The organism is Streptomyces sp. A0958 (assembly GCF_004795035.1).
Classification (GTDB): Bacteria; Actinomycetota; Actinomycetes; order Streptomycetales; family Streptomycetaceae; genus Streptomyces.
Genome location: NZ_SSBK01000019.1, coordinates 22,688 through 40,698, shown reverse-complemented (window position 1 = coordinate 40,698; position 18,011 = coordinate 22,688). Strand labels below are relative to the sequence as shown.

Genomic DNA, 18,011 nt, shown 5'->3' with positions numbered 1-18,011 from the left:
AGGTGAACCCGATGACCGCAGAGCCCCTGTCCGCGCCCGAGGCGTGCGAGGAGACCGAGCCGACCCCTCTGCGGATGCGGCGCACGATGGGGAGCTTCGCCTCCGGGGTGACGGTGGTGACGGGGCTGGGCCGGGACGGTGTCCCGGCCGGCTTCGCCTGCCAGTCGTTCGCGTCCGTCTCGCTGGAACCGGCCCTGGTGCTGTTCTGCGCCGACCACCGGGGGCGCGCCTGGCCGAGGATCAGGGAGGCGGGGCGGTTCGCCGTGAACGTCCTGGCCGAGGAGCAGACGGATCTCTGCGGCCGGTTCGGGTCGGGCAAGGGGCGCAAGTACGAGGGCCTGGAGTGGGAGGTCTCCCGCTGGGGAACCCCGTCCCTGCCGGGCGTCCTCACGCGGGTGCACGCCGATGTGCACGACGTGCACGGCGCGGGCGACCACGATGTGGTGCTGGGCCGGGTCCTCGCCCTGGAGACCGTGAGCGAGGGCCGGCCGATGCTCTTCTTCCGCGGCGGCTTCGGCATCGGAGGCCCGGCGGCTCCGGCACCCCCGGGCCCGTGGGGGTGGGGCGACCTGTGGGGATGAGGGCGCCGGGCCGACGCGCACGGGGATGAGGGCGCCGCGCCGACGCGTACGGCGGCGGCGGGACCGTATACGTACCCGCCCCGCTCCCGCCCCCGCCCCCGCCCTACTGCCAGTCCCCGTACTGCCCCGCGGCGAGCAGGCTGTCCATGGCCTGCGGCGACCACGTCTCCTCCGGTACGGCCGCCGCCCGCCGCGCGCCCCGGACCGGGGTCTGCCGCTCGGGGAACAGCTCGGCGGACACCTGCCGTGCCGCGTCCACGACCAGCGGCGCCACCTTCTCCAGGGGCGACCAGGCGTCCCCCACCAGCGAGATCGCGGCGACCGGCCCCTCCGGGCCCCGGATTGCGGTGGCCACGCACGCGATGTCCGGGAAGCACTCGCCGCGCTCGAAGGCGAGGCCGTGGCGGCGGCGGACGCGGTTGAGCTCCTGGTGCAGGGTGCCGAGGTCGGCGATGGTGCGCTGGGTCAGCCGGCCGATCAGCCCGGCGGCCCTGGCCTCGACGTCCTCCGGTTCGAGCCAGGCCAGCATGGCCTTGCCGAGCGCGGTCGAGTGGGCCGGTGCCCGGCCACCGACGCGGGAGGGGACGGCCGCGGCGAAGCGCCCGCCGACCTTGTCCAGGTAGTGCACCTCGGCCCCGTCCAGGACGGCCAGGTGGACGACCATGCCGGTCTTGATCTGGAGGTGGTGCAGCCGGGCGGCGGCGGCCTCACGAATCCTGCTGTGCGCGCCGTCCCCGCCGCCCAGGCCGAGCGCGCGGCGCCCGAGCCCGTAGCCGAGTCCGTTGTGTTCCAGCCAGCGAAGCCGTACCAGCTGGTCGAGAATCCGGTGCGCCGTCGACCGGGGCAGCCGGGTGGACCGGGCCACCTCCTCCAGGGACAGCCGGGCCGTCCTGCCTTCGAAGACGTCCATGATCAGCGTCACCCGCTCGACCATCGACGGTGGCAGCTCGCGACGCACCGGCACATGCACGTGAGGAGCATCATGGACAGCCGTCATGGGGAGCCTCCAGTCACAGACTGAAATGAATTCTTGTTTTCCGGAATGTAACAGCGCCCCCGGTCGCCGTGAAGAGATGCGTACGGCCGGTTCGGAATTTTGCGGAGGCTGCAAAATTGCATAGCATGCACCTTCATGAGCGACGACCCGCCCCTGGGGCTGCGTGAACGCAAGAAGCGCGCCACGCGTGACGCCCTGGCCGGTGCGGCCCTGTGCATGGCCGCCGACCGCGGCTTCGAGGACGTGACCGTGGAAGCGGTCACCGACGCCGTCGGCGTCTCCGTCCGCACGTTCTTCAACTACTTCCCGTGCCTGGAGGACGCGATCACGCGCCCCGGCCAGGAGAACGCCGAACGGACCCGCCGGGCCGTGCTCAACGCCCCGGAGCACCTGACGGCGCTGGAAGCCCTCAGCGAGGCGATCGCCCAGGAACTCGCCCAGATCGAGGAGGACCACGAACGCTGGGAGCTCCAGATGGCGGTCCTGAGGAAGAGCCCCGCCCTGCTCCCCAACTTCCTGGCCGCGCGGGGCGCCGACGAGACCGCGATGGTCGCCGTCGTCGCCGAACGCCTCGGCCAGGACCCCGAGACCGACCTCTACCCCCGGCTCCTCGCGCATGTGGCCCTGGCCGCCGTACGCGCCGCCGTCGAGGTCTGGGTGGCGTCGGGCCGTACACGCACCTTCCAGGGCCTGTACCGCGAGGCGTTCGCCTCGCTGGCCGCCGGCCTGAAGACCTGAGCGCGTCCGGCGCACCCCGCCGGGCCCACGTCACCCACCGCACCACCACTCCGCGCAGAAGCGCTGATCGCGGAGCCAGTCACCAGAGAATGAGGAACGTCGGCCGATGACCGCTGCCGTCACACCCGAAACCGGCGCCGCCGGTGCGACCGAGGGGCCCGCGTCAGGCATGACGCGCGGCCAGATACTCCAGGCCATGTCGGGCCTGATGGCCGGCATGTTCGTGGCCATCCTGGCCTCCACCATCGTCTCCAACGCCCTGCCCAGGATCATCGCCGACCTCAACGGCAGCCAGTCCTCGTACACCTGGGTCGTCACGGCCGAACTCCTCGCCATGACGGCGACGGTCCCGATCTGGGGCAAACTCTCCGACCTGTACGACAAGAAGCTGCTCATCCAGCTCTCCCTGTCGATGTTCATCGTCGGCTCGCTCGTCGCCGGCTTCTCGCACAGCGTCGGGCTGCTCATCGTCAGCCGGGTCGTGCAGGGCATCGGCGCGGGCGGTCTCACCGCACTCGCCCAGGTCGTGATGGCGGCGATCATCCCGCCGCGTGAACTCGGCCGCTACTCCGGCATCTTCGGCGCCGTCTTCGCCGTCGGTACGGTCGCGGGCCCGCTCATCGGCGGTGTGCTGGTGGACACCTCCTGGCTGGGGTGGCGCTGGTGCTTCTTCATCGGGGTGCCGTTCGCGCTGCTCGCCATCGTGCTGCTCCAACTGACCCTGAAACTGCCGACGGTCCGCCGGGAAGTGAAGATCGACTACGTCGGCGCCGTCCTCATCATGACCGGGGTCAGCGCGCTGCTGCTGTGGGTGACCCTCGCCGGCAACCGCTTCGACTGGGCCTCCTGGCAGACGGCCGCACTCGTCACCGCCGGTGTGGTCCTGCTGGCCGCCGCGGTCTGGGTCGAGTCCCGCGTCCAGGAACCGATCATTCCGCTGGACATCTTCCGCAACCGCACCGTGGCGCTGACGACGGTGGCGAGCATGCTGGTCGGTGTGGCCATGTTCGGCGGCACGGTGTTCCTCTCCCAGTACTTCCAGATCTCGCTGGGCAAGACCCCGACCACCGCCGGCCTGATGAGCCTTCCGATGATCCTCGGTCTGATGATCTCCACGACCGTGGCCGGGCAGATCATCTCCGCCCGGGGCAAGTGGAAGGGCTTCCTCATCGCGGGCGGCATCATCATGACCGCGGGCATGGGCCTGCTCTCCACGATCGGCGCCGACTCCTCGTTCGGCCTGCTCAGCGTGTACATGGTGGTGCTCGGCGTCGGTGTCGGCATGCTGATGCAGAACCTCGTGCTGGCCGCCCAGAACGACGTCCCCGCCGCCGAACTCGGCGCGGCCACCTCGGTGCTGTCGTTCTTCCGCAGCCTCGGCGGGGCCATCGGTACGAGCGCCCTGGGCGCCGTCCTCGCCCACCGGGTGGCCGAGGAGATGAAGAAGGGCTTCGGCGGCGCGGCGGACAACGGAGGCGCCGGCAGCGGCGTCCCCGACCTCAGCACGCTCCCCGAACCGGCGCGCCAGGTGGTCGAGCACGCCTACGGCGTCGCGACCGCCGACGTCTTCCTGATCGGCGCCCCCTTCGCGTTCCTGGCGCTGATCGCGGTGCTGTTCATCAAGGAGAAGCCGCTGCGGACGCAGAGCGGCATGGAGCGGCTCGCCGAGGAGAGCGCGGCGGCGAAGGCCGCCGCCCCGACGCACTGATCCACCCCGGGTTCCGCCCTCCCCCGTGCCGGGGCGGGCGGGCCCCGGACCGCGTGCGGGCCGCCTCACCTGCCATGGTGTCGCCATGACTCCCTCCTCCGAGGCGCGGCCCGCTCCCCGCGCCACCGCCGCCGATCGCTTTCCCGACCAGTTCGCCCGCACCCGGCGCTTCTCGCTGGGGGTGCCCCGGCAGTTCACCGCCTCCCCCGACGGCGAGCGGGTGCTGTTCGTCCGGGGCACGTCGGGCGCCGATCCGGTGAGCCGGCTCTGGCTGTACGAGAACGGCACGGAACGGCTCCTCGCCGATCCGCTCGGGCCCGGCTTCGCGGAGGAAGCCCCCGGCGCGATACCGCCGGAGGAACGGGCACGGCGGGAGCGGGCCCGCGAGACCTCGTCCGGCGTGGTCTCCTACGCCACCGACGCGTCCGTGCGGCTGGTGGCCTTCGCACTCCGGGGCACCCTGTGGCTGGTCCCCACCGACGGCGGCGCGCCCCGCCGACTGCCCACGGCCGGACCGGCCGTCGACCCCCGCCCCTCGCCCGACGGCTCCCTGATCGCGTACGTGTCCGGAGGCGCGCTGCGTACGGTACGGGCCGACGGCACCGGCGACCGGCCGCTCGCCGGACCGGACGGCGAACACGTCACGTACGGCCTGTCCGACTACGTGTCGCAGGAGTCCATCGGCCGCTCGCACGGCTACTGGTGGTCGCCGGGCAGCGATGCGCTGCTGGTGGCCCGCGTGGACACGGCCGGTGTCGCACGCCGGTACATCGCGGACCCCTCCGACCCCGGGCGCCCGCCGCGCGAGGTGGCGTACCCGGCCGCCGGTACGGCCAACGCGAAGGTGTCGCTGCACCTGGTGCGGGTCTCCGGCGAGCGCATCGACGTCCGTCTCCCCGAGGCCGCCGGCGAGGGGCATCCCGAAGCCGCGTGGACGGACCGGGCGTTCGAGTACGTCGTGTCGGCGGACTGGGACGGCCGGGGTCCGCTGGTCGGCGTACAGACCCGGGACCAGCGGTCCGTCCATGTCCTGGCGGTGGACGCGGAGTCCGGCACCACCCGGACGGTGCACCGCGCCCACGACCCCGCCTGGGTCGCCCTGCGCCCCGGCACCCCGCTGCGCCTGCCCTCCGGGGCGCTCGTCGTCCCGGCGCGGCCCGGCGGCGACACCCAGGGCCTCGACATCGGCGGCACCGTCACACCACCGGGCCTGGAGGTCCGCGAGGTGATCGGTGCCGCGGACGGGCGGGTGTACTTCACGGCGAGCGAGGAGCCCACGGAGATCCACGTCTGGTCGTACGACACCACCGGCCGGGGCGACGGCCCCGTCCGGGTCTCCGGCGTACCCGGGGTGCACACGGCTGCGGTCGGCGGCCCGACGGTGGTGCTCGACAGCCGGACCCCGCAGGGCCAGACGGTGACGGTGCTGCGCGCCGGAGCCGAGGCGGGCCGGATCGCGGTCCTGGCCGAGGAACCGCTCGTCGCCCCCCGGTCGCTGGCCCTCGGCCTGGGCCGGCGGGAACTGCGCAGCCGCCTCTACCTGCCGTCCTGGTACCGCCCGCAGGCGGGTCCGCTGCCGGTGCTGCTCAGCCCGTACGCCGGTCACGGCATGCAGGTCGTGCTGAAGGTGCGGGCGTGGTGGACGGCGGTGGCCCAGTGGTTCGCGGAGCAGGGGTTCGCGGTGCTCGTCACGGACGGGCGGGGGACGCCGGGGCGGGGCGAGGCGTGGGAGAAGTCGGTGCACGGGGACCGGCTGACGGCCGTCCTGGAGGACCAGATCGACGCGCTGCACGCGGCGGCCGAGGCCCGCCCGGAGCTGGACACGACGCGGGTGGCGATGCGCGGCTGGTCGTTCAGCGGCTATCTGGCGGCGGCCGCCGTGCTCCGGCACCCGGAGGTCTTCCACGCGGCGGTGGCGGGCGCGGCGCCGGCGGACCGGCGGCTCTACGACACCCACTGGGAGGAGCGGTTCCTCGGCCACCCGGACGTGCTGCCGGAGAACTACGCGCGCAACTCGCTGCTGGACGAGGCCCCGTCCCTGACCCGGCCGCTCATGCTGGTGCACGGCCTCGCCGACGACAACGTGGCCGTGGCGCACACGCTGCGGTTCTCGGCGGCCCTCCTCGCCGCCGGTCGTCCGCACACGGTGCTGCCGCTGTCCGGGGCCGGCCATCTGGTCGGCCAGGACCGCACGGCGAGCGGGCTGCTGCGGCTGGAACTGGATTTCCTGCGCAGGTCCCTGGGGCTGTGAGCGGAGGGGCGCCCGGGGCTCATTTCCGCGCCCCGGCCCCCCGCGTGCGCCAGCAGTCGAGCAGCACGTCGGCCGTGGTCACCGTCGCGACCAGCGCGAGGGTGTTGCGGATCATCGCGGTCGTGTAGTCGGCGGGCACCCCGGCGACGGCATCGGCCGGCACCACCACGGTGTACCCGAGGTTGACCGCGTCGAAGACCGCGTTGGGGATGGCCACGTTGGCCGATACGCCGGTGACCACGAGGGTGCGGCAGCCGAGGTTGCGCAGGAGGGCGTCCACATCGGTGCCCGCTATCGGAGAGAGTCCGTGCAGCCGCCGGACGACGAGGTCTTCGCCGGCGACCTCGATGGGCGCGGCGACCCGGACGGCCGTGGTGCCGGAGTGCTGCTGTACGGGGAGCCGGCCGGCGGCGCGGAAGAGGCGGGCGTTGCGGTTGGCGCCCCGGCCGTCGGGGCGGCGTTCGGCGACCGCGTGCAGCACCTGGACACCGGCCTCGTGGGCGCCGGCGACCAGCCGGGCCACCTGGTGCAGCGCGCCCGACGACACCGCCGCCTCGGCGAGTTCGGGCAGCGCGCTGTCGGGGCCGACCACTCCCTGCTGGCACTCGACGGTCAGCAGGGCGGTGGTGGCCGGGTCGGTCTGCGCGGCGAGTTGTTCCCTGGACGGCACGGCGGCCCCTCTCGGCGGCGGGTCGGCCGGGCCGGGGCGGCGCCGGACCGGGGCGCGCGAGGTTAGCCCCCATTGCGTGCCGAGGGAAGAGAGGCCATGATTTCCTGACGTCCAGTCAGGTCGACCTCGATCAGCCGCAGGAGGCAATCCATGGCCGTCACCCAGCGCCGGGGCCGCCGGATCATGATGACGGACGAGGAGCGCGACGCCTATCTGGCCCGGCAGCGGACCTGCCGGGTCGCCACCGTCGGCGCGGACGGCCGCCCGCACGTCGGGGCGCTCTGGTTCTGCTGGGACGGCACCTCGCTCTGGCTTTACTCGATCACCCGGAGCCTGCGGTGGTCGCAGCTGAGCCGGGACCGGAGGATCGCCGTGGTGGTCGACGACGGTGTGGAGTACGGGGAGCTGCGCGGCGTCGAGCTCTCGGGCGACGCGGTCTTCGTCGGCGAGGCCCCGCGCACCGGCGAGCCCTGCCCGGAACTCGTCGCGCCCGAGCGGCTGTTCGCGGCGAAGTACTTCGGCATGGAGGCGATGCCGCACGACGGGCGCCACGCCTGGCTGCGCCTCACCCCCGACGCCGTCACCTCCTGGGACTTCAACAAACTCCCCGGCGCGTGACCGTGCGGCCGTCTGCCGCCGCTACCCGTTCCCCCAGGGTTCGTCCAGCTCCCGGCCCGCCTCGCTCAGGGCCGCGACCGCCGCCCGGATCGACGGCCGCCGGTCCGCGTCCGTCCGCCACACCGCGTGGACGTGCCGCCGCATCTTCTGGCGCACCGGCACCAGCCGCACCCCGTCCGGCACCGGCCCGCGCCCCAGCCTGGGCGCCACACAGACGCCCATTCCGGCGGCGATCAGGGCGAGTTGTGTGTGGTGCTCACCCGCGAGGTGGGCGATGCGTGGCTCGATCCCCTTGGAGCGGAGGGTGAACATCAGCCAGTCGTAACAGAATTCGCCCTCCGGCCAGGACACCCAGTCGTCCTCGGCGAAGTCCTCCAGGTCGACTTCCGACCGCCCGGCGAGCGGATGGTCCGCCGGCATCGCGATGTCCGGGGCGTCGTCGAACAGTTCCGCCCTGGTCAGGCCGCCCGGCACCGGGAGCCGTTTGTTGCTCCAGTCCAGCACCACCGCCAGATCGATGTCGCCCCTGAGCACCGCCCGGATGCCGGCCTCGGGCTCCAGCTCCAGGGTGCGCACCCGGAGCTCGGGGTGTCCGGCGCGCAGGGCCAGCAGCGTCGAGGGGAAGAGGCCCCGGGCCGCCGTCGGGAACGCGCCGAGCCGGATCTCCCCCACCACCTCGCCCCGCTGGGCCTCGATGTCGGACTGGGCCAGCTCGACCTGCGAGAGGATGCGGGCCGCGTGGTCGGCGAGCAGCCGCCCCGCGTCGGTGAGCCGCACCCCGCGTCCGTTCCTGGCGAGGAGCTGCTGCCCCACCTCGCGCTCCAGCTTCGCCATCTGCTGCGACACGGCCGACGTCGTGACGTGCAGCCCCTCGGCCGCACCGCTGACCGAACCGAGCCTGGCCAGGGCGTCCAGGGTGCGCAGGCGCTCCAGGTTCAACATATAAGCGATGCTACGTGAAGCCTCGAACAAACTCTCACTTGTGCTACGAGGTGGGAGTGGCCATCGTGGTCCTCATGAGCGCACCGCCCGCAGCCCGGTCCACCAGCGAGCCGTCCACGGCGCCGGCATCTGCGGCCGGGGCACCCTCTTCCACGCCCCCGGCACAGGTCGCCCCCTCCACCGGCCCCGCGCACCGGCCGGCGCCGGACTGGCGGCTGCGCTTCGCGGCGCTCTCACTCATCTGGGGTTTCAGCTTCCTCCTCATCAAGGTCGGGACCGGCGGGTACGCCCCGTTCCAGGTCACGTTCGGCCGGCTCCTGTCGGGGACCGCCGTGCTGGCCGTGGTCATGGCGGTGAAGCGTGAGCGGCTGCCGCGCTCCGCCCGCACCTGGGGCCATCTGGCGGTCGCGGCCTTCTTCCTCAACGCCCTGCCGTTCTCCCTCTTCGCCTATGCCGAACTGAGCATTCCGTCGACGCTGGCCGGCATCTGCAACGCGACCTCACCCCTGTGGGGCATGGCGCTTTCGCTCGTCGCCCTCTCGGAGGACCGGCCGACCCGCCGCCGCGTCGCCGGTCTCGGGCTCGGCTTCCTCGGCGTCCTGACGGTGCTGGGGGTCTGGCAGGGCTTCTCCGGGCTGGACTTCAACGGGACGGCCATGGCGCTCCTGGCTTCGCTCAGCTATCCGGTCGGCTGGATCTACGTGCGCCGGACGCTGGCGGGCAGCGGTGCGTCCACTCTCGCCCTCACCGGCAGTCAGCTCTTCCTCGGTACGGCGCAACTCGCCCTGGTCACGCCCTTGTTCACCGCTGTCCCGGACGGCTTTCCGCTGCTGCCCACCCTCGCCGTCGTCGCGCTCGGCGCCCTGGGCACGGGGGTCGCGGTGCTGCTCCAGTACGGGCTGGTCAACGAGGTCGGGCCGACGACCGCGCAGATGGTCACCTACTTCATCCCGGTGATCGCCACCGCCGCCGGAGTGGCCGTGCTCGGCGAGCAGTTGAGCTGGAACACCCCCGTGGGCGCGCTCGTCGTCCTGGCGGGCGCCGCCCTGACCCAGAGCCGGCCGCGCGCCGCCTCGGCCGCCGACCGCACCGCACCCACTGCCGTCCCCCCGCGCTGATCCGCCTGTCGCCCACCACCTCACCCGTAGCTCAACGGACTCGCGGGCCCCGCCGCGACCGCCACCGCGTCCGCCAGGGGCCCGATGTCGGCGTCGGTGAGCGGCGAGACGGTGAGCCGGATGCCCTGGGGCGCGGAGATGCGGAACCGCGCCCCGGGCGCCGCCGCCCAGCCGGCGTGCAGCAGCCGCGCCACCGCCCCGGTCTCGTCGCTCACCGGAACCCACACGTTCATCCCGCTGCGCCCGTACGCCGCCACGCCCCGGTCGGCCAGCGCCCGCACCAGCGCGTCGCGGCGGCGGGCGTAGGACCGGGCCACCTCGCGCGGGTCCACGGCCTCCGTGCGCCACAGGTGCACCACGGTCCGCTGCAACAGCCGGCTGACCCAGCCCGGCCCCAGTCTCTGGCGCCCGGACACCCGGTCGGCCGTGACCACGTCCCCGGTCATCACGGCGACCCTCAGGTCCGGCCCGTACGCCTTGGCCACCGAGCGGACGAACGCCCAGCGGTCCGTCGCCCCCGCCAGGGGGTACAGGGGAAGGTCCACGATGGCGTGCCCGTGGTCGTCCTCGATGAGCAGGACGCCCCGATAGCCGGCGAGGACCGCCCGCAACTCCGTCGCGCGCCCCGCGGAGATCGCCGCACCCGTCGGGTTCTGCGCCCGGTCGGTGACGACGACGGCCCGCGCGCCCGCCCGCAGCGCCGCGTCGAGCGCATCCGGCAGCGGCCCGTCGTCGTCCAGCGCCATCGGGACGGGGCGCATGCCGAGCGCGGCCACGAGGTCCAGCAGCCCGCCCCAGCCCGGGTCCTCGACCGCGACCATGTCGCCCGGCCGTAGATGGGCGACGAGCACCCGCTCGATCGCGTCGAGCGACCCGGAGGTGGCGATCACCGGCCCGGCCGGGACACCGTCGGCGTCCATGGCGGCGCGGGCGAGCGCGGCGAACTCCGGGTCGACGGGCGCCTGCGCGTACATGCCCGGCTCCCGCGCGTACGCCTCAGCGACCGCGGCGAACGCCTCGCCGAGCCGCGGCAGCAGCTCCGGGTCCGGATTGCCCTCGCCCAGGTCCCGCACCCCCGGCGGCGCCTCGACCCGCATCGACCCGCGCGCGGTGCTCGCCGGGCGCGGCCTGACCCGGCTGCCCCGGCGCCCGGCGGTCTCGATCACCCCGCGCTCGCGCAGGATGCGGTAGGCCGCCGCGACCGTGTTGGGATTCACCTCCAGCAGGCCGGCCAACTCCCGCATGGGTGGCAGGACCTGACCGGGCGCCAGCTCCCCGGAACCGACCCCCTGCTCCACACTGGCGGCAATTTCGGATGCACGCCGCCCACCGATCCGATACTCTCCTAGCACAAACAACACTATGCACTAGTGCAATGGAGTTCGCAATGCCGGAAGACGCAATGCCGGAAGACGCAATGCCGGAAGACGCAATGCCGGAAGACGCAACCAAGCAGACCACGTCCCCGGACCCCGCGGCCGGCTACGAACCGACCGGCCGCACGATCCCCACCCGGTCGCGCGAGCGGGCCTCGTACGACCGGGAAACGGTCCACTCGATACTCGACGGCGCCTACCTCTGCCACCTCGGCTTCGTGCGCGACGGGGCGCCCGTCGTCCTGCCGACCCTCTTCGGCCGGGTCGGCGAACGGCTCTACGTCCACGGCTCGACCGGCTCGCGACCACTGCGGGCGGCGGGCGGGAGCGATGCGGGGCTGCCCGTGTGCCTGACGGTGACGCACGTCGACGGCCTGGTTCTGGCCCGTTCCGCCTTCCACCACTCGCTCAACTACCGTTCCGTGGTCGTCCACGGCGTCGCGCACACGGTGACCGACCCCGAGGAGCGGCGCGTGGCCCTCGACGCGATCGTGGACCAGGTGGTGCCGGGGCGCTCGAAGGACGCGCGTCCCGCCGACGACAAGGAGCTGGCGGCCACGGCCGTGATCCGCCTGGACCTGCGGGAGGTATCCGCCAAGATCCGCACGGGCGGGCCGAACGACGAGCCCCAGGACCTCGCCCTGCCGCACTGGTCCGGCGTCGTCCCCGTCGCCCCCGCCTTCGCCGCGCCGGTCCCGGCGGACGATCTGGACCCCGCGATCGAGGTTCCCCCGTACCTGAACGCCCTCTGACCCGCGAGGCTCCCTCCCGGCCCAGCCGCGCGTACCGTCTAGCGCCGGGCGGCGGCCCGCTCGCCGGACGCGTCCTCACCGGCCCCCGCGGACGAACCACCCGGCCCCGAGGCGACGGGTCCGGACGGGGGCCGGGGGGTGGCCGACTGCGCGATGAAGGCGCCGATCAGGACGAGTGCACCGCCGATGAGCTGCGGGGCGGCCAGGTGCTCGCCGAGCAGTACCCAGGCGAGGACGGTCGCGATGACCGCCTCCAGGCAGGCGACGACGCCCGCGACCGCCGGGGACAGCAGCCGTACGGAGATCACACCGGTGACGTACGCGATGACGGTGGCGAGCAGCACGATCCAGACCAGCAGCAGCCAGGCCGGCACCTGTGAGCCGTCCATCACCGTGCCGCCGCCGAGCACCGACCAGTCCATGCCCCACGGGCGCGCGACCACGGTGAGCACGAGGGCCCCGATGAGCAGCCCGTAGGCGATGACCCCGACCGGATGCGGAGGCTCCGCACCGCCCGGTGACGGTTCGCCGCTTCCCTGGTCGGAGAGGACGAAGTAGCCGACCTGGCAGCAGGCGGCGCCGAGCGCGAGCAGCAGGCCGACGACGTCGAAGCTGAGCCCGGCCCACACCTCGACCACGCAGGCCAGGCCGCCGACCGCGAGCACGACGCCGAGAGCCGCCGCCCTGGTCACCGGACGCCGCTGCACGAAGCGGACCCAGCCGAGGACGAGCGCGGGCGCCAGGTACTCGACGAGCAGTGCGACGCCCACCGGGATACGGGAGATGGCGGCGAAGTAGCAGGCCTGCACCCCTGCGACGGCGAGCAGCCCGAAGCCCAGCAGCAGCACGGGCCGGCTGCGCACCAGCTCCCGGTGGCGCCAGGCCACGGGCAGCATGACGAGCGCGGCGCCCGCCACGCGCAGCCAGACCACGTGGAGCGGGTCGAGCCCCGCCTCGATGAGCGGCTTGGCCGCCACTCCGGAACCGCCGAATGCGAAGGCCGAGGCGAGGGCGAGTCCCAGGCCGGCGCTTCTCCCCTGAGACGCGTGCATCGGCACATCATGACAGCTGAGGTCAGGAGCGTCACCCCTGTGACACCTGACCGGGGTAACACTCCGATGCCGTCGGCACCCCTGACACGTACAGACGCGTACAGACACGCACGGACACGTACAGATACGTAGATCCTCGGTGCGCGGAGCAACCGGGGCCCCGGCCGTGCACGTCCCCCGTGCGGGAGCGGTTGTCCGGGTGCGAGGGGAGGGGGGGCCGGGGTGAGCTGGCTGGTGTCCCTGCCGGCGCTCGACGGGCGCGATTACGTCTACCGCGTCCACGCACCCCCGGACGCGCTGCCCGCGGACCTGTTCTGGGCCGCGTTCCACTGCCACGACGACGGGCCGCATCCGCGCGCGTCCGACCGCTTCGACGCGGCACTGATCCGGCGGACGGGGCCGGAGCGGGCCGCACAGAACTGACACTCCATCAGTATTGAATGTTCCGGCCACTGCGACTACGTTCCGCGACACCGTAACCCGTAGAGAAGGGGTGGTCGCATGGCCGAAGTCAGTGCAGAGACGCGCATCGGAGCACCGGCCGAGAAGGTCTGGGCCCAGCTGACCGACTTCAGCAGGTACGGGGAGTGGAACGCCACCCACACCAGCTTCCCCAAGGGTGCCCCGGCCGCGCTGGAACTCGCGTCGACCTACGAGGAGAACATGAAGCTCATGGGCTTTCCGGCCGAGGTGACGTGGACGGTATCGGAACTGGAGACCGGCCGGCTGCTGACGACCACCGGCAAGGGCCCGATGGGCGTCAACCTGCTGATGCGCTACGCACTGACCCCGGACGGGGACGCCACCGCACTCCGCATCGACGGCGAGTTCACGGGCGCGGCGGTCTCCCTGATGGCCGGCAAGCTCAGGGACTCGGCGACGGCCGCGCTCAACGAGTCGCTGCGCAAGCTGGACGGCCTGGTCGTCGCCTGAACGACCGCCCCCCACCGGCGCGAGAAGAAAACCGACCCGATACGAGAAGGGGCCCGGCGGCCAGGCCGCCGGGCCCCTTCCACGGATCTCCCTCTCGCCTACTGTCACACCGCCCACGGTCCGGGGCTCAGTCCTCGTCGGCGAGGATCAGGTACAGCTTCTTGCGGGTGTCGTTGATGACGGCGAGCGCCTTCTCGCGCTGATCGGCGGAGCCGGTCTTCCAGACCTGCCCGAACGCCTCCATCAGACCGAACCCGGCCTGCCGGACCTCGTTCATGCCCTCCCAGTCGACACCGCGCCCGACCTCTTCCCAGGGCGCCTCGGGCCCCGTCTCGGCCTCGGTGCGACCGGTGTCAGTGAGCGTGAACAGCTTCTTGCCGCCCTCGCTCGCACTGGTGATCAGGCCCTCGTCCTCCAGCAGCTGAAGGGTCGGGTACACCGACCCCGGACTGGGCCGCCAGGCGCCGCCGCTGCGCTCGCCGATCTCCTGGATCATTTCGTAGCCGTGCATCGGCCGGTCCTTGAGCAGCGCCAGGATCGACGCCCGCACATCACCGCGCCGCGCCCTCCCCCGGCCGCCACCCCGGCCGCGCCCGCCACCGAAGGGGCCGCCACCGAACGGCGGACCGAACGGCCCGAACGCCGCCCGACGCCCTTCGAAGTCACCCCGCCGCTCGTCGGGCCCACCCGGGCCGCGCCCGCGTCCGCGCCCATGACCGTGTTCGTGTCCGTGCTCATATCCATGTGAACGCATGACCGTTCTCCTTCTCACGTTGATCTTTTCGTATCGCTGATCTGTCGCGATGCCTCAACGATATATCGGAACAGTTTGCATGGCAAACCCCGCCGCCCGTGACACGGGTGGCCTGCGCCAATGAAGGTGGGCGGCTCGCCACCGAAGTTGAGCCGATGACTGTTCGTGTCATCGAAGGTGGGTCACTGTAGGGTTTGTGCCAGTGAAGTTGAGCCGATGGCGAGCCGAGGCACGATAGTTGTCACAGAGGCAGGCTTGTTGTCACCATGCTGGTGGGTGGTCGATTCGGCCGTTGGTGAACGTCAAGTCCGTGACGGTGGTCCCCCACTAGGTTTTCGGGCATGGTTGATCATCGCTCGGTTGACGTGGGTGGGGTCCGGCTTGCCTATCAAGTCTCGGGGCCGCCGGAAGCTCCGCCGCTCGTCCTGCTGCATGCGCTGGGCGAGGATGCTGCGGACTGGGATGTCGTGGCGCGCGTCCTGGCACGCAGTTGGCGGGTCTATGCCCTTGATCTTCGTGGTCATGGCCGGAGTGATTGGCCAGGGGACTACTCGCTGCAGCTGATGCGGGACGATGTACTCGGTTTTCTGGATGCGCTGGCTCTTGACCGAGTAGATCTGATTGGGCACTCGATGGGTGGGGTCGTGGCCTATCTGTTCGCCGAGGAGTATCCGCAGCGTGTGGACCGGCTCGTCTTGGAGGATGTTCCGGTGCCACGACCCCGGGAGCAGTCCACTCCGATCAGGCCGGATGGGGAGCTGACATTCGACTGGGAGATGGTGCTGGCCGTCAGGCGGCAGGTCGACACACCCGATCCGGGGTGGTTGGAGAACCTCAGCAAGATCACAGCGGAGACCCTTGCCGTAGCTGGCGGTCCGGGCAGTCATGTTCCCCAGGAGGGCATCGCTGAGTTGGCCCATCGCGTTCCTCGCGGGCGGGTCGTCACCATTCCGGCCGGGCACTTGATCCACAACGCCGAGCCGACGATGTTCGTGGAGGCGGTTCTGAGGTTCTTGCGGCCGTCGGGTGACGGCTCGGTTGCAGCCATCGCTCCAGGCGGGTGACGAGGTTCCCCTTCGGAACGGTGGCAGAAAGGTTGCTGAGTGGCCGTGGTGACAAGCACCGTGCCTCACCGGTGATACCCAGCTTGCCTCGTAAGACCCAAACGGCCAGGCCTCCCATGCCGAAGGTGACAACTATCGTGCTTCGGCGCAGATGGCGGCCCGTGCTGCGCGGTCTCGGAGTTCCCTCCGCCAGCGGAGCGCTTTTTGCTGGCAGGTGCCCGAGCACCACTTGCGGGTGGAGACTGGCTTGCGGTGTGCTATGGAGGCACCGCAGGCTCCGCATTCCTGCTGGTCGGATCGCTGGGCGACTGCTTCGTCGAAACACTGGTCCGAGCACCAGGGGTTGGGCCTGAGTCGCCGGTAGCTGCTTCGGCAGCCCCGGCAGGTCGGTGGGCTTGGTTCTTTCGGCTGGTGCTGGCGCCGGTCGCTGTTGATCACCAGTTGCGCTCGGGCCCGGAACTCGACGTTCCAGCGGGATGCTCTGCCTCGGATCGGGCCGTCCGACCCAGGAGAACTCCCAGCCCACCGCCCCGCACGTGCGCCCGGTCGTGGTAAAGGAATCCCGCGTTTCTTCGTCCATGTCGTCCTCGGCACGAACATCGACCACCCGGGCCCGCCCGTCAGCGAGCCGGGCGAAGTAGTCAGGAGCGTGCCGGCGCTTGCGGACCCCGTCGTGCCAGTGAAGCCAGAACGGCTGCGAGGCGATAGCCGTGACCTGTGGAGATCCCGGTCCAGGAGGACCAGTCGGTCCCTCTCCAGCCACGATTCGTAACCAACGTGATCCCGCACGGTCACCGAGTAGTACCCGCCCGCGAAGCCCCGGCCGTACTTGCGCCAGCTGAACTCACGAACCGGCTCCACTTCCTCGAACCGAACGTCCCAGCCAGTCTGCAGGAGACGACGTTTACGCACCCCGTCGACAGAGAAGTCCAGCTCAAAGCCCGTGAGTGCATGCAGCCTGATCGGCTGTACGGACAGGTACCCCCACCGCGTCCCCTAGCTGACAGCTTCCCCATCGGCTCAACTTCGCTGGCAAACGACTCATCATCGCTGTCACAGGTCAACGGGTGACCTGTGACAGTGGGGGTTGACCGATTGCCGACGAAGATCACTCTGCTCGACGGGTCTGTAGTGTGCGGCAATGACAAGAAGCGAGCGGCTCGCGGAGCAGTTGGACTGGTACTGGTGTAAGAACCTGCGGCCACGGCTGGACGGTCTTACTGACGAGGAATACTTCTGGGAGCCGGTGCGCGGCTGCTGGAGCATCCGCCCACGTGGCACGTCGGCCGCACCGATGTCGGAAGGCTCGGGGGAATGGACGATGGACTCCGCGTCCCCCGCCCCGGTGCCTGCCCCGGTGACCACGATTGCCTGGCGGCTGGCGCACATCATCGTCTCGTGCCTGGGCTATCGGGTCGGATGGTACTTCGGCGGCCAGGACGTCGACTCCCAGACATTCGCCTACGCGGGGACCGCTGACGAGGCGCTGGAACAGCTCGATGAGATGTATGGGAGATGGAACGCGGGGGTCCGCGAGCTCTCGGACGCTGACCTGGACAATCCGCCCACGGTGGGTCCCGAGGAGTTTCCCATGGAGAACAGGGTCCTGCACGTCAACAGGGAGCTGATCCATCACGGCGCCGAGATCTCCCTGCTGCGCGACCTCTACCGCTGGCAGGACGGAGCCGGACAGCACCGAATATGACTTCCCGTAACCGGCGATCGCGCTTCGGGAACTCACATGGAGTCCGACTCATAGCCGGCCAGTTCAAAGGCCTCAAGGGCAGCCACCTCCAACACATCGACAGGTGCCCCACCACGTCCCCCGCGTACCTGTACACCGAGTGATCAACCTGCGGTGGCACAAACAAGCGTGGATCATCCTTCAGTGGCAACCGATCAGCGATCACTGACACAGGTCAACGGGGCCCGGGTCAACGGGCCGGGTCAACGGGCCGGGTCAACGGGCCGGGTCAACGGGGCCCGTCTCGGCGGGCTTCGACCAGGGCTGGGCTTGTGGATCAGGCCACGTACCCTCGGTTCCATGCCTCGCAACCGGAAGCGGCCTCGTCGGCTGATTGCCGACGGGTGCGCGTATCTGTGGACGCTCCGTCACAGTCACAGCGTGGGGGCCGGCGGCCGGTCATGCCGCGAGACCCTCACGCTTCACCCACAGCCGGCCGGCACGGGCGGCCCACTGCGCATCGTCTTCACCGAGGGCCCCGGCCGATACGTCCCGGGCGGGGCTCCCCTGGGCTCCGGAGACGTGGGGTACACCCGGGGTGCCTCCCTCAACCTGCACGAACCCGGCGCCGTCCGAGCCCTGCTCGACGCGGCGTCGGCCCGCGGGTGGCAGCCGGAGGGGCGGCAGGTGGTGGAGATCGACGGCTGGTGTCTGCTGGAGGCGGCAGCCGCCGCGCATGCCGGGGCCACCGGCTGACGCGGGCGCGAAAGGGT

The 18,011-nt window shown here is 71.6% G+C and carries 18 protein-coding genes; 12 read left to right on the top strand and 6 right to left on the bottom strand.

The annotated features are described in order from the left end of the window. Positions 1–11 precede the first annotated feature (11 nt). Positions 12–581: a flavin reductase family protein gene (locus tag E6P78_RS19565; RefSeq protein ID WP_136204908.1), complete on the top strand. Its 570-nt coding sequence runs from the start codon at positions 12–14 to the stop codon at positions 579–581. 103 nt (positions 582–684) lie between these two features. On the opposite strand, the gene E6P78_RS19560 is transcribed toward E6P78_RS19565, so the two are convergent. Beyond that, positions 685–1,515: an IclR family transcriptional regulator gene (locus tag E6P78_RS19560; protein WP_206307853.1), complete on the bottom strand. Its 831-nt coding sequence runs from the start codon at positions 1,513–1,515 to the stop codon at positions 685–687. A gap of 198 nt (positions 1,516–1,713) precedes the next feature. Here E6P78_RS19560 and E6P78_RS19555 point away from each other — a divergent pair, with 198 nt between their 5' ends. The 3 genes from E6P78_RS19555 to E6P78_RS19545 all read left to right on the top strand — a co-directional run bounded on the left by E6P78_RS19555 (position 1,714) and on the right by E6P78_RS19545 (position 6,275). Next, the gene (locus E6P78_RS19555) at positions 1,714–2,316 is read left to right on the top strand and encodes a TetR family transcriptional regulator (protein WP_136204906.1); all 603 of its coding nucleotides are present in this window, start codon (positions 1,714–1,716) and stop codon (positions 2,314–2,316) included. Between the two features lie 106 nt (positions 2,317–2,422). Then, positions 2,423–4,024: an MDR family MFS transporter gene (locus E6P78_RS19550; RefSeq protein WP_136204905.1), complete on the top strand. Its 1,602-nt coding sequence runs from the start codon at positions 2,423–2,425 to the stop codon at positions 4,022–4,024. Between the two features lie 85 nt (positions 4,025–4,109). After that, on the top strand, positions 4,110–6,275 hold the full coding sequence (locus E6P78_RS19545) for a prolyl oligopeptidase family serine peptidase (RefSeq protein ID WP_136204904.1): 2,166 nt from the start codon (positions 4,110–4,112) through the stop codon (positions 6,273–6,275). A gap of 19 nt (positions 6,276–6,294) precedes the next feature. Here the strand turns inward: E6P78_RS19545 and E6P78_RS19540 are convergent, their stop codons facing one another. After that, positions 6,295–6,945, bottom strand: a complete 651-nt coding sequence (locus E6P78_RS19540) for a cysteine hydrolase (RefSeq protein WP_136204903.1) — start codon at positions 6,943–6,945, stop codon at positions 6,295–6,297. Between the two features lie 150 nt (positions 6,946–7,095). Here E6P78_RS19540 and E6P78_RS19535 point away from each other — a divergent pair, with 150 nt between their 5' ends. Continuing rightward, positions 7,096–7,563, top strand: a complete 468-nt coding sequence (locus E6P78_RS19535; RefSeq protein WP_136204902.1) for a pyridoxamine 5'-phosphate oxidase family protein — start codon at positions 7,096–7,098, stop codon at positions 7,561–7,563. 21 nt (positions 7,564–7,584) lie between these two features. Here E6P78_RS19535 and E6P78_RS19530 read toward each other — a convergent pair whose 3' ends face one another. Next, a complete protein-coding gene (locus tag E6P78_RS19530; RefSeq protein ID WP_136204901.1) occupies positions 7,585–8,505 on the bottom strand; it encodes a LysR family transcriptional regulator in 921 nt (306 codons plus the stop codon). A gap of 74 nt (positions 8,506–8,579) precedes the next feature. On the opposite strand from E6P78_RS19530, the gene E6P78_RS19525 reads away from it, so the two are divergent. Further along, a complete protein-coding gene (locus tag E6P78_RS19525) occupies positions 8,580–9,623 on the top strand; it encodes a DMT family transporter (RefSeq protein WP_206307848.1) in 1,044 nt (347 codons plus the stop codon). Between the two features lie 20 nt (positions 9,624–9,643). Here the strand turns inward: E6P78_RS19525 and E6P78_RS19520 are convergent, their stop codons facing one another. Beyond that, positions 9,644–10,975, bottom strand: a complete 1,332-nt coding sequence (locus E6P78_RS19520; protein WP_136204899.1) for an aminotransferase class I/II-fold pyridoxal phosphate-dependent enzyme — start codon at positions 10,973–10,975, stop codon at positions 9,644–9,646. A gap of 80 nt (positions 10,976–11,055) precedes the next feature. Here E6P78_RS19520 and E6P78_RS19510 point away from each other — a divergent pair, with 80 nt between their 5' ends. Then, a complete protein-coding gene (locus tag E6P78_RS19510; protein ID WP_136204898.1) occupies positions 11,056–11,751 on the top strand; it encodes a pyridoxamine 5'-phosphate oxidase family protein in 696 nt (231 codons plus the stop codon). Between the two features lie 38 nt (positions 11,752–11,789). Here the strand turns inward: E6P78_RS19510 and E6P78_RS19505 are convergent, their stop codons facing one another. Then, positions 11,790–12,803 (bottom strand): EamA family transporter, encoded by a 1,014-nt coding sequence (locus tag E6P78_RS19505; RefSeq protein WP_136204897.1) that lies wholly within the window; start codon positions 12,801–12,803, stop codon positions 11,790–11,792. Positions 12,804–13,025: 222 nt separating this feature from the next. Here E6P78_RS19505 and E6P78_RS19500 point away from each other — a divergent pair, with 222 nt between their 5' ends. Further along, a complete protein-coding gene (locus tag E6P78_RS19500; RefSeq protein ID WP_136204896.1) occupies positions 13,026–13,226 on the top strand; it encodes a hypothetical protein in 201 nt (66 codons plus the stop codon). Between the two features lie 78 nt (positions 13,227–13,304). After that, positions 13,305–13,736, top strand: coding sequence for an SRPBCC family protein (locus E6P78_RS19495; protein WP_136204895.1), 432 nt, complete (start codon positions 13,305–13,307; stop codon positions 13,734–13,736). Between the two features lie 127 nt (positions 13,737–13,863). Here E6P78_RS19495 and E6P78_RS19490 read toward each other — a convergent pair whose 3' ends face one another. Further along, a complete protein-coding gene (locus E6P78_RS19490) occupies positions 13,864–14,490 on the bottom strand; it encodes a PadR family transcriptional regulator (protein ID WP_136204894.1) in 627 nt (208 codons plus the stop codon). A 341-nt stretch (positions 14,491–14,831) separates the two neighbouring features. On the opposite strand from E6P78_RS19490, the gene E6P78_RS19485 reads away from it, so the two are divergent. The 3 genes from E6P78_RS19485 (at position 14,832) to E6P78_RS19470 (ending at position 17,994) form a co-directional block, all read left to right on the top strand. Continuing rightward, positions 14,832–15,554, top strand: a complete 723-nt coding sequence (locus E6P78_RS19485; RefSeq protein ID WP_136204893.1) for an alpha/beta hydrolase — start codon at positions 14,832–14,834, stop codon at positions 15,552–15,554. A 1,141-nt stretch (positions 15,555–16,695) separates the two neighbouring features. After that, positions 16,696–17,259 (top strand): DinB family protein, encoded by a 564-nt coding sequence (locus tag E6P78_RS19475; RefSeq protein WP_136204892.1) that lies wholly within the window; start codon positions 16,696–16,698, stop codon positions 17,257–17,259. Between the two features lie 339 nt (positions 17,260–17,598). Continuing rightward, positions 17,599–17,994, top strand: coding sequence for a hypothetical protein (locus E6P78_RS19470; protein ID WP_136204891.1), 396 nt, complete (start codon positions 17,599–17,601; stop codon positions 17,992–17,994). The last annotated feature ends 17 nt before the right edge of the window (positions 17,995–18,011 follow it).

What these genes read in the sequence shown, in the direction of transcription:
- E6P78_RS19565 (WP_136204908.1), top strand. Translation starts at nt 12, where the DNA reads ATGACCGCAGAGCCCCTGTCCGCGCCCGAGGCGTGCGAGGAGACCGAG.
- E6P78_RS19560 (WP_206307853.1), bottom strand. Translation starts at nt 1,515, where the DNA reads ATGGTCGAGCGGGTGACGCTGATCATGGACGTCTTCGAAGGCAGGACG.
- E6P78_RS19555 (WP_136204906.1), top strand. Translation starts at nt 1,714, where the DNA reads ATGAGCGACGACCCGCCCCTGGGGCTGCGTGAACGCAAGAAGCGCGCC.
- E6P78_RS19550 (WP_136204905.1), top strand. Translation starts at nt 2,423, where the DNA reads ATGACCGCTGCCGTCACACCCGAAACCGGCGCCGCCGGTGCGACCGAG.
- E6P78_RS19545 (WP_136204904.1), top strand. Translation starts at nt 4,110, where the DNA reads ATGACTCCCTCCTCCGAGGCGCGGCCCGCTCCCCGCGCCACCGCCGCC.
- E6P78_RS19535 (WP_136204902.1), top strand. Translation starts at nt 7,096, where the DNA reads ATGGCCGTCACCCAGCGCCGGGGCCGCCGGATCATGATGACGGACGAG.
- E6P78_RS19530 (WP_136204901.1), bottom strand. Translation starts at nt 8,505, where the DNA reads ATGTTGAACCTGGAGCGCCTGCGCACCCTGGACGCCCTGGCCAGGCTC.
- E6P78_RS19525 (WP_206307848.1), top strand. Translation starts at nt 8,580, where the DNA reads ATGAGCGCACCGCCCGCAGCCCGGTCCACCAGCGAGCCGTCCACGGCG.
- E6P78_RS19510 (WP_136204898.1), top strand. Translation starts at nt 11,056, where the DNA reads ATGCCGGAAGACGCAACCAAGCAGACCACGTCCCCGGACCCCGCGGCC.
- E6P78_RS19505 (WP_136204897.1), bottom strand. Translation starts at nt 12,803, where the DNA reads ATGCACGCGTCTCAGGGGAGAAGCGCCGGCCTGGGACTCGCCCTCGCC.
- E6P78_RS19495 (WP_136204895.1), top strand. Translation starts at nt 13,305, where the DNA reads ATGGCCGAAGTCAGTGCAGAGACGCGCATCGGAGCACCGGCCGAGAAG.
- E6P78_RS19490 (WP_136204894.1), bottom strand. Translation starts at nt 14,490, where the DNA reads ATGCGTTCACATGGATATGAGCACGGACACGAACACGGTCATGGGCGC.
- E6P78_RS19485 (WP_136204893.1), top strand. Translation starts at nt 14,832, where the DNA reads ATGGTTGATCATCGCTCGGTTGACGTGGGTGGGGTCCGGCTTGCCTAT.
- E6P78_RS19475 (WP_136204892.1), top strand. Translation starts at nt 16,696, where the DNA reads ATGACAAGAAGCGAGCGGCTCGCGGAGCAGTTGGACTGGTACTGGTGT.
- E6P78_RS19470 (WP_136204891.1), top strand. Translation starts at nt 17,599, where the DNA reads ATGCCTCGCAACCGGAAGCGGCCTCGTCGGCTGATTGCCGACGGGTGC.